The organism is Thioalkalivibrio sp. ALR17-21, assembly GCF_000420185.1.
Classification (GTDB): domain Bacteria; phylum Pseudomonadota; class Gammaproteobacteria; order Ectothiorhodospirales; family Ectothiorhodospiraceae; genus Thioalkalivibrio; species Thioalkalivibrio halophilus.
This window is the reverse complement of the sequence record NZ_ATUL01000045.1, coordinates 1-7,691: the sequence shown is the minus strand read 5'-3', so window position 1 is coordinate 7,691 and position 7,691 is coordinate 1. Positions and strand designations below refer to the sequence as shown.

Here is a 7,691-nt window from a genome sequence, read left to right as displayed (position 1 = left end):
ACTCGGTCAAGAAGGTCTCCGACATCATCGCCGAGATCGCCGCCGCCTCCGAGCAGCAGTCCACCGGGCTCGACGAGATCAACAAGGCCGTCTCCCAGCTCGACGAGGTTACCCAGCAGAACGCCGCCCTGGTCGAGGAGGCCGCTTCCGCCTCCGAGTCCCTCGACGATCAGGCTCGCGAACTGCTCGAGCTGATGGCCTTCTTCAAGGGCTCGCGCAGCGAGGCCCCGGCCGCTCCGGCCGCAACCGCCCGCCCCGCCGGGCGCACCGAGGAAAACCGGGCACAGCGCCCGGCCGCCGCCGGCAGCACTCGTCCCGCCGCGAAGAAGGAAGAGGAGAAGAAGAAGCCGGCCCCGCGCGCCCGGACGCAGCAGAAGTCCGCCACCGCGGACAGCAGCGAAGAATGGGAAGAATTCTGAGGCGCACCGGAGACCTTTGCTGAATGGGCCGTTTCGAGAGCCTGAGCGACCGCGATTTCCGGCGCGTCGCCCGCCTGATTGGCGAACGCACCGGGATCATGCTCAACGAGAGCAAGCGGGAGCTGGTCTACAGCCGCCTGGCACGGCGGCTGCGGGCGCTGGGCCTGGAACGCTTCGAGCAGTATCTCGACCGGGTCGAGGGTGGCGACGAGGCCGAGCTCGAAGAGTTCATCAATGCCCTCACCACCAACCTCACGGCATTCTTCCGCGAGCCGCATCACTTCGAGATGCTGGAGGGATCGGTGTTGCAGGAGATGCGCCGGGCCAACCCGGACGGGCCGCTGAAGATCTGGTCGGCCGGCTGCTCCACGGGAGAAGAGCCCTGGTCGATCGCGATGACCCTGGCCGACGCGACGGGCTCGACGGATGCGGCGCGCATCCTCGCGACCGACGTGGATTCGCGCGTGGTCGCGCATGCCGATGCCGGGATCTACGACGGCAGTCGCATCACCGGGATCGCGCGCGAACGCCAGCGGCGCTGGCTGCTGCGCGGCAAGGGCGGGCAGGACGGGAAGGTCCGGATCCGCGATGACCTGCGCTCGATGGCACGCTTCCAGCAGCTCAACCTGTTCGACGAATGGCCGATCCGGGGGCCGCTGGACGCGATCTTCTGTCGCAACACGCTGATCTATTTCGACAAACCGACCCAGAAGGAGCTGGTGGAACGGTTTGCGACCATCCTGCGCCCGGGTGGCTACCTGTTCATCGGCCACTCCGAGTCGCTGTACCGGGTGACCGACGCGTTCCGCCTGCTGGAACAGACGCTGTACCGGAGGGTTTCGCCATGAGCGCGCTGCCCGAGCTGCATGATGGTGCCTTCGCGCACATCAACCGCTACTGGGATCGCATGAACAATGCCCCGGCGGCCAAGCTGCTGCCCGGGGAATGCTACGTTTCGGTGTCCTCCGCGGAACTGATCACCACGGTGCTGGGCTCCTGCGTGTCGGCCTGCGTATGGTCGCCGAAGGCCGGCGTGGGCGGCATGAACCATTTCATGCTCCCGGAAGGCGAACGCGACAGCGGCTGGGGCCCGGCGGTTTCCAATGCCACGCGCTACGGCACCCACGCGATGGAGTTCCTGGTGAACGAGCTGCTCAAGCTGGGCGCCGAACGCGACGACCTGCGCATCAAGATGTTCGGGGGCGGGCGCGTGATGGCGGGCATGAGTGATGTGGGCGCGCGGAACATCGCGTTTCTGCGCCGTTACGCGCGCGAAGAAGGGCTCGAGATTCTGGCCGAGGACGTGGGCGGCCCGTGGCCGCGCAAGGTCGTGTTTTTCCCTGCCTCCGGACGGGTGCGGCTGAAAAAGCTCGTGTCCCTGCACAACAACACCCTGCTCGAACGCGAGCAGGACTACCGCCGCCGCCTCGAAGGCGAGGACCTGGCCGGCGATGTGGAGCTGTTCGAATGAGCACAACGCAGGCCCGTCCCATCCGCGTGATCGTGGTCGACGACTCGGCCCTGATCCGCAAGCTGCTGGCACGGATCCTCGACCAGGCACCGGATATCGAGGTGGTGGAAACCGCGGCCGATCCGTACGACGCCCGTGAGAAGATCAAGCAGCACGATCCGGACGTGCTCACCCTGGACGTGGAGATGCCGAAGATGGACGGCATCACCTTCCTGCGCAATCTGATGCGCCTGCGCCCGATGCCGGTGGTCATGGTTTCCTCGCTGACCGAAGCGGGAGCGGATGTCACCCTCCAGGCACTGGAGCTGGGGGCGGTCGACTTCGTGACCAAGCCGGGCACCGACGTGGCGCATGCCATGGAGGCCTACGCGGACGCCCTGATCGAGAAGATCCGCACGGCCTCGCGCATTCGCGTGCAGGCACGCAGCGTCCCGGCGGAAGCGCCCGCTCAGGCCACCCGGCCGGCGGCCACCGCCGGCGGGGGCCGCCGCTTTCGCACCACCGACCGCGTCATTGCGCTGGGCGCGTCGACCGGAGGCACCGAGGCCCTCAAGGAGGTGCTGATGGGACTGCCGCCGGACGCACCCGGGATCGTGATCACCCAGCACATCCCGGCGGGCTTCAGCCAGGCCTTCGCCGAGCGCATGGACCGCAGCACCGCACTACGGGTGAAGGAGGCCGAGGACGGAGACGTGGTGATGCCGGGGCACGTATTCGTGGCCCCCGGCACGGACTATCACCTGCGCCTGGAGCGGGACGGTGCGCGCTACGTCTGCCGGCTGGACGACCAGGGGCCGGTGAACCGGCATCGGCCCAGCGTGGACGTGCTGTTCGAATCCGCCGCGCAGTCCGCCGGTTCCAACACCGTGGCCGCGTTGTTGACGGGCATGGGCGACGACGGCGCCCGCGGGCTGCTGGCGCTGCGCGAGGCCGGTGCCCATACCATCGCCCAGGACGAGGCGACCAGCCTGGTCTGGGGCATGCCGGGCGAGGCGGTGGAACGCGGCGCGGCCGTACAGGTTCTGCCGCTGGGGCGCATCGCCGAGGCACTGCTGGACGATCATCGCGACACCGCCCGCGCCGTCGCCAACGGAGGAGACACGTGATGAATGACTGGAAACAACGTCTGACGCACCCGCCGCTACAGCGAGGCCTGGCGATTGCCCTGGTGGCCACCCTGCTGGCCGGCATTGGCGGCGTCTGGCTGGCCGGAGCAGCCGCGGCGGCCAGCCTGCTGGTGGTGCCCCTGCTGCTGGGTGCCGCGCTGGTCGTCGCCCTGTGGCACACCCCGGACGCGGACGCCCCCACCCACGGCGAGCAGGAAGCCACGCACCGGGTGGCCGGCGGCGCGGAACTGTCCGAAGAGATCGACCAGGCCATGCGCTTCGAACTGGACCAGATCGATCAGGAGATCACCCGGCAGAAGGGACTGATCGAGAACGCGGTGAAGGAACTGGGCGAGAGCTTCAGCGACATGCACCAGATCGCCGAACGCCAGCAGGAGCTGATGAGCTCCGATCTGGCGCAACAGAATCATGCCGGTGAAGACGGCCGATCCCAGCCGGAGATCCTGCGCGACCTGACCCGCCAGTCGGACGAGACCCTGCAGATGTTCATCGACACGCTGGTGGAGGTCAGTCGCCAGAGCGTGGAGAGCGCGCACCACATGGCGGACATGAACCAGCACATGGACGGGGTGTTCAAGCTGCTGGACAGTGCCGGCGAGATCGCCGACCAGACCAATCTGCTGGCGCTGAACGCGAGCATCGAGGCCGCACGGGCCGGCGAGGCCGGGCGCGGGTTCGCGGTGGTGGCCGACGAAGTCCGCAACCTGTCGAAGCGCTCGGCCACCTTCCACGAGGACATCCGCAAGCAGATCGAGGAGGCGCGCCGCAGCATCCGCCAGGTGCACGACACGGTCCACTCCATGGCCTCGCGCGACATGAGCGACAGCATGGAAGAAAAGGAGCGGATCGGCTCGCTGTTCGACTATGCCCGCGAGGCCACCGAGGACATGGAAAGCCGGCTGCGGGAAGAGGCGGAGCTGACCGATCGCATGAACCAGGCGGTCGCCACCGCGGTTCGCTCGCTGCAGTTCGAGGACATCGCGCGTCAGTCCCTGGGCACCGCCGAAGACGCCCTGGCCCATCTGCACGAACTGCAGGGGATCCTGCACGAGGCACGCTCCACCGACGATGCCCGCGCGATGGCCGAGCGCGTGCGCGCCTGGCGCGAGGATCGCCAGAATCGTCATCATCGCGCCGTGAATCAGGAAAACCTGGACACCGGCGACGTTGAACTCTTCTGACCCCCGAAAACTCCCGACGGAGACCGCATGAGCATCCAGACCCGCACATCGACGGACGGCAGCGAACTGCGCATCGCCATCCACGGCCGTTTCGATTTTGATCAGCATCAGGACTTCCGCAGCGCCTACCGCGACACCCGCGGCGCCGGCATGCGCTACGTCATCGACCTGTCGCAGACGGAGTACATGGACAGCTCCGCGCTGGGCATGCTGCTGCTGTTGCGGGAACACGCCGGCGGCGATAGTGCCGACGTGCGCATCGTCGGGGCGTCCGACGGGGTACGCAAGGTGCTCGACATCGCCAATTTCGGTCGCCTGTTCACCATCGAGTGACGTCCGTGAACGCCTCCTCCGAAAGCGTGCCGCTGGCGTCCGGCGAGGGGCGTGTGCTGATCGTCGACGACGACAAGCACAACCGGCGCCTGCTGAAGATGATGCTGACCGGCGCCGGCTACGACACCGAGGAGGCGACCGACGGCCACCAGGCCGTGGAGCAGGCACGCAACGCTCCCCCGGACCTGATCCTGATGGACGTGATGATGCCGGGGCTGGACGGCTTCGAGTCCACCCGGCAGATCAAGCACGAGTGCGGCGACCGTTTCATCCCGGTGATCATCCTGACCGCCCTGGATGACGAGGACTCCCTGCTGCAGGGTATCCGCGCCGGTGCCGATGATTTCCTCAACAAGCCCCTCAACCTCTCGGTGCTGCGCGCCAAGATCCACGCGATGGAGCGCCTGCGCGACCTGCATCACGGGCTGCGCGAGCGCAACGAGGCCCTGGCCCGGGCCCGGGCGCGCCAGGCATGGGAGGAAGAGACCGCGGAAAGCGTCTTGTCGCGGGCCATCACGGGCCGCAACGTGGGCGCGCAACGGCTGCGCGTATGCCAGTGGTCGGCGGCCACCTTCAGCGGCGACGTGGTGCTGTCGGACTTCACCCCGGACGGCGGCCTGCGCGTACTGGTGGGCGACTTCACCGGCCATGGCCTGGCTGCGGCCATCGGCACCTATCCGGTTTCGGAAGCCTTCCATACGCTGACGCGCGAGGGCGTGGGCGACACCGAGCTGGTCTTCGAGCTCAACCACGTGCTCCACGGCTTTCTGCCACCGTCGATGTTCATGGGCGCCGTGCTGATCACCTTTGAGCCCGACGGGCAGACCCTGACCGCCTGGAACGGCGGCCTGCCGGATGCCCTGCTGTGCGGCGGCGACGGACAACTGCGCAGCCTGCCCTCGCAGGCGATGCCGCTGGGGATCCTGCCCCGGCTGGAGCTGGACAGCGGCCCCCGGCGTCACGCCATCGCCGCCGACGAGACCCTGCTGATCGTCACCGACGGGGTTCTGGAAGAGGAAGGCACCACCGGTGAACCGTTCGGCGAGGCACGCCTGCATGGCTGTCTGTGCCATCCGGAGCGCCCACCGGAACGGATCGAACGGCTGGGCGATGCCCTGTCACGGCACATGGGGGATGCGTCACCGGCCGACGACATCACCGCGGTCGCGATCACCTGCGCCCCCGAGGTCGTGCTGGAAACCGGTCTCGCGGTACCCCCGGACACCACCGGCAACCGACGCTGGTCCATGGAGGCCGCCGGGGCCGAGCTGGCCCGCGTGGACGTCGCGGAAGAGGCCCGGCAGCAGCTCCGGCGCTGGTTCCCGGAGCCCGGCGAACACGTTCAGGCCCTGCAGACGGTGGTCGCCGAGCTCTGCAACAATGCCTTCGAACATGGCGTGCTGGGCCTGTCTTCCGAGATGAAGGCCACCGCGGAAGGCTTTGCCGAGTACTATCGCCTGCGCCAGGAAGGGCTCGAACGTCTGGAAGGGCGCATCGGCATCAGCCTGCGCTACCGCCGCACGGACGACTGGCACTGCGTGCGCATCCGTGTGCGCGACAGTGGCGCGGGCTTCGACCACCAACGGGTACGGCGGGCTCTCGAGGGCGAGAGCGACGAAAGGCTGTGGGGCCGCGGCCTGACCCTGGTGCACCGGTTGTGCCGGCAGATGCGGCACCTCGGGAGCGGCAACGTGGTGGAGGCCGAGTACGCCTGGATGGAACCACTCAGCGAGGAGCAGACATGACATCGACCACTCCGCAATCGGCACTGATTACCGGCAATTCCAGCGGCCTGGGCCTCGGACTCACCCGGGTCCTCGCCGCCGACGGCGCGTCAGTCTACGGCATGAGCCGCCGTGGCTGCCCCGACGACGGGGTCGCCGGCGACGTGCAGATCGACCTGGCGGACTTTGACGCCATCCCGGAGGCCATGGACCGGCTGCTGCAGGGCGTCACCCGTCTGGACCTCGTGATCCTGAACGCGGGCCTGCTCGGACACATCCAGCGCATGCCGGACGCGCCGATGGACGAACTGCGCCTGCTGATGGACGTGAACACGTTTGCCAACAAGGTGATCCTGGATCGTCTGCTGACGCGCGAGATCGCGGTCGGCCAGATCGTCGCCATCTCCTCGGGGGCGGCGGTGTTCGGCAACGCCGGCTGGAGCGGGTATTCGCTGTCCAAGGCCGCGCTGAACATGCTGATGCAGCTCTACTCGCACGAATTTCCCGGCGTGCCGGTGCATTCGCTGGCACCGGGTCTGATCGACACCGCGATGCAGGACTACCTGTGCGACGAGGCCGACAGCGAGACCTTCACCGCCCTGCAGCGGCTGAAGGCCGCGCGCGGCACCCGCACCATGCCGGAACCGGAAACCGCGGCACGCGACATCCTCGACGTACTGCCACGCCTGCGCGAGCAGCCGTCCGGCAGCTTCGTCGACATCCGGGCACTCAACGACCCGGAAGAATACGCGCGCCTGACCGGCCGGCGCTGACAGAAAAACTTCATCACACCCCATTGGCTTTTGCCGACACAGGAGCGTATAGTCGGAAACGTGATTCGCGGTTAGCAGCAACTCCAAGGAAGTCCCCAGTTTTCTGGACCAGTGCTCCCGTTGATCTGTTGGTAGCGTTCCGCAATCACGTTTCTTTAGTTACATGATGAGGTAAGTAGTTGTGAATACCGGTGTTGTTAAGTGGTTCAACGAGAGCAAGGGTTTCGGTTTCATCACCCCCGATGATGGCGGCAAGGACGTGTTCGTGCACTTCTCCGCGATCAACGGTTCGGGCTTCAAGACCCTGGCCGAAGGCCAGAAGGTTTCCTTCGAGATTCAGGAAACCGCCAAGGGTCTGGCCGCGGGTGACGTGACCGCGCTGTAAGACTGCCCGCACGGCGCGCCTCCGGGCGCGCTTCGGGAAGCAAAGGGCCGCCTTCGGGCGGCCCTTTTTTGTGCGCGCTCCGCCAGCCCCTCGTGTCACCTCGATTTCACCCTGTAGCTGGCTGGGAAAACCATGCCGCGTAATGTTTTTGTGAACCTTTTCCCTTGATCCTGTTACCCGTATTCCGGATCGTCTGCAGGCAACCAAAGCCCTGACCACGGAGTGGTTAATGCCTTCTCGCAACGGACTGTTCTTCACCCTCGCGCGTGCGGGGGTGG

At 67.1% G+C, this 7,691-nt stretch carries 8 protein-coding genes and 1 pseudogene; all 9 read left to right on the top strand.

Going from position 1 to position 7,691, the window contains the following annotated elements; all coding sequences use genetic code 11:
• Window positions 1-419, top strand: a pseudogene (locus tag G020_RS0114235) (methyl-accepting chemotaxis protein); the annotation flags it as partial.
• Window positions 420-442: 23 nt separating this feature from the next.
• Entirely contained in the window at window positions 443-1,267 is an 825-nt protein-coding gene (locus G020_RS0114230) for a protein-glutamate O-methyltransferase CheR (protein WP_024330057.1), read from the top strand.
• Entirely contained in the window at window positions 1,264-1,890 is a 627-nt protein-coding gene (gene cheD / locus G020_RS0114225) for a chemoreceptor glutamine deamidase CheD (RefSeq protein ID WP_019569414.1), read from the top strand. Before G020_RS0114230 ends, cheD begins: the two co-directional genes overlap by 4 nt.
• A complete protein-coding gene (locus G020_RS0114220) occupies window positions 1,887-2,996 on the top strand; it encodes a chemotaxis response regulator protein-glutamate methylesterase (RefSeq protein WP_024330056.1) in 1,110 nt (369 codons plus the stop codon). The genes cheD and G020_RS0114220 overlap by 4 nt, the downstream gene beginning before the upstream one ends.
• Complete coding sequence (locus G020_RS15605) at window positions 2,996-4,198, top strand: methyl-accepting chemotaxis protein (protein WP_024330055.1); 1,203 nt, start codon at window positions 2,996-2,998, stop codon at window positions 4,196-4,198. The genes G020_RS0114220 and G020_RS15605 overlap by 1 nt, the downstream gene beginning before the upstream one ends.
• A gap of 27 nt (window positions 4,199-4,225) precedes the next feature.
• Complete coding sequence (locus G020_RS0114210) at window positions 4,226-4,531, top strand: STAS domain-containing protein (protein WP_018947350.1); 306 nt, start codon at window positions 4,226-4,228, stop codon at window positions 4,529-4,531.
• Between the two features lie 5 nt (window positions 4,532-4,536).
• Window positions 4,537-6,276 (top strand): fused response regulator/phosphatase, encoded by a 1,740-nt coding sequence (locus tag G020_RS0114205; protein WP_024330054.1) that lies wholly within the window; start codon window positions 4,537-4,539, stop codon window positions 6,274-6,276.
• Window positions 6,273-7,028: an SDR family NAD(P)-dependent oxidoreductase gene (locus G020_RS0114200; protein ID WP_024330053.1), complete on the top strand. Its 756-nt coding sequence runs from the start codon at window positions 6,273-6,275 to the stop codon at window positions 7,026-7,028. The genes G020_RS0114205 and G020_RS0114200 overlap by 4 nt, the downstream gene beginning before the upstream one ends.
• A gap of 181 nt (window positions 7,029-7,209) precedes the next feature.
• A complete protein-coding gene (locus G020_RS0114195) occupies window positions 7,210-7,413 on the top strand; it encodes a cold-shock protein (protein WP_018868787.1) in 204 nt (67 codons plus the stop codon).
• Window positions 7,414-7,691: the final 278 nt, after the last annotated feature.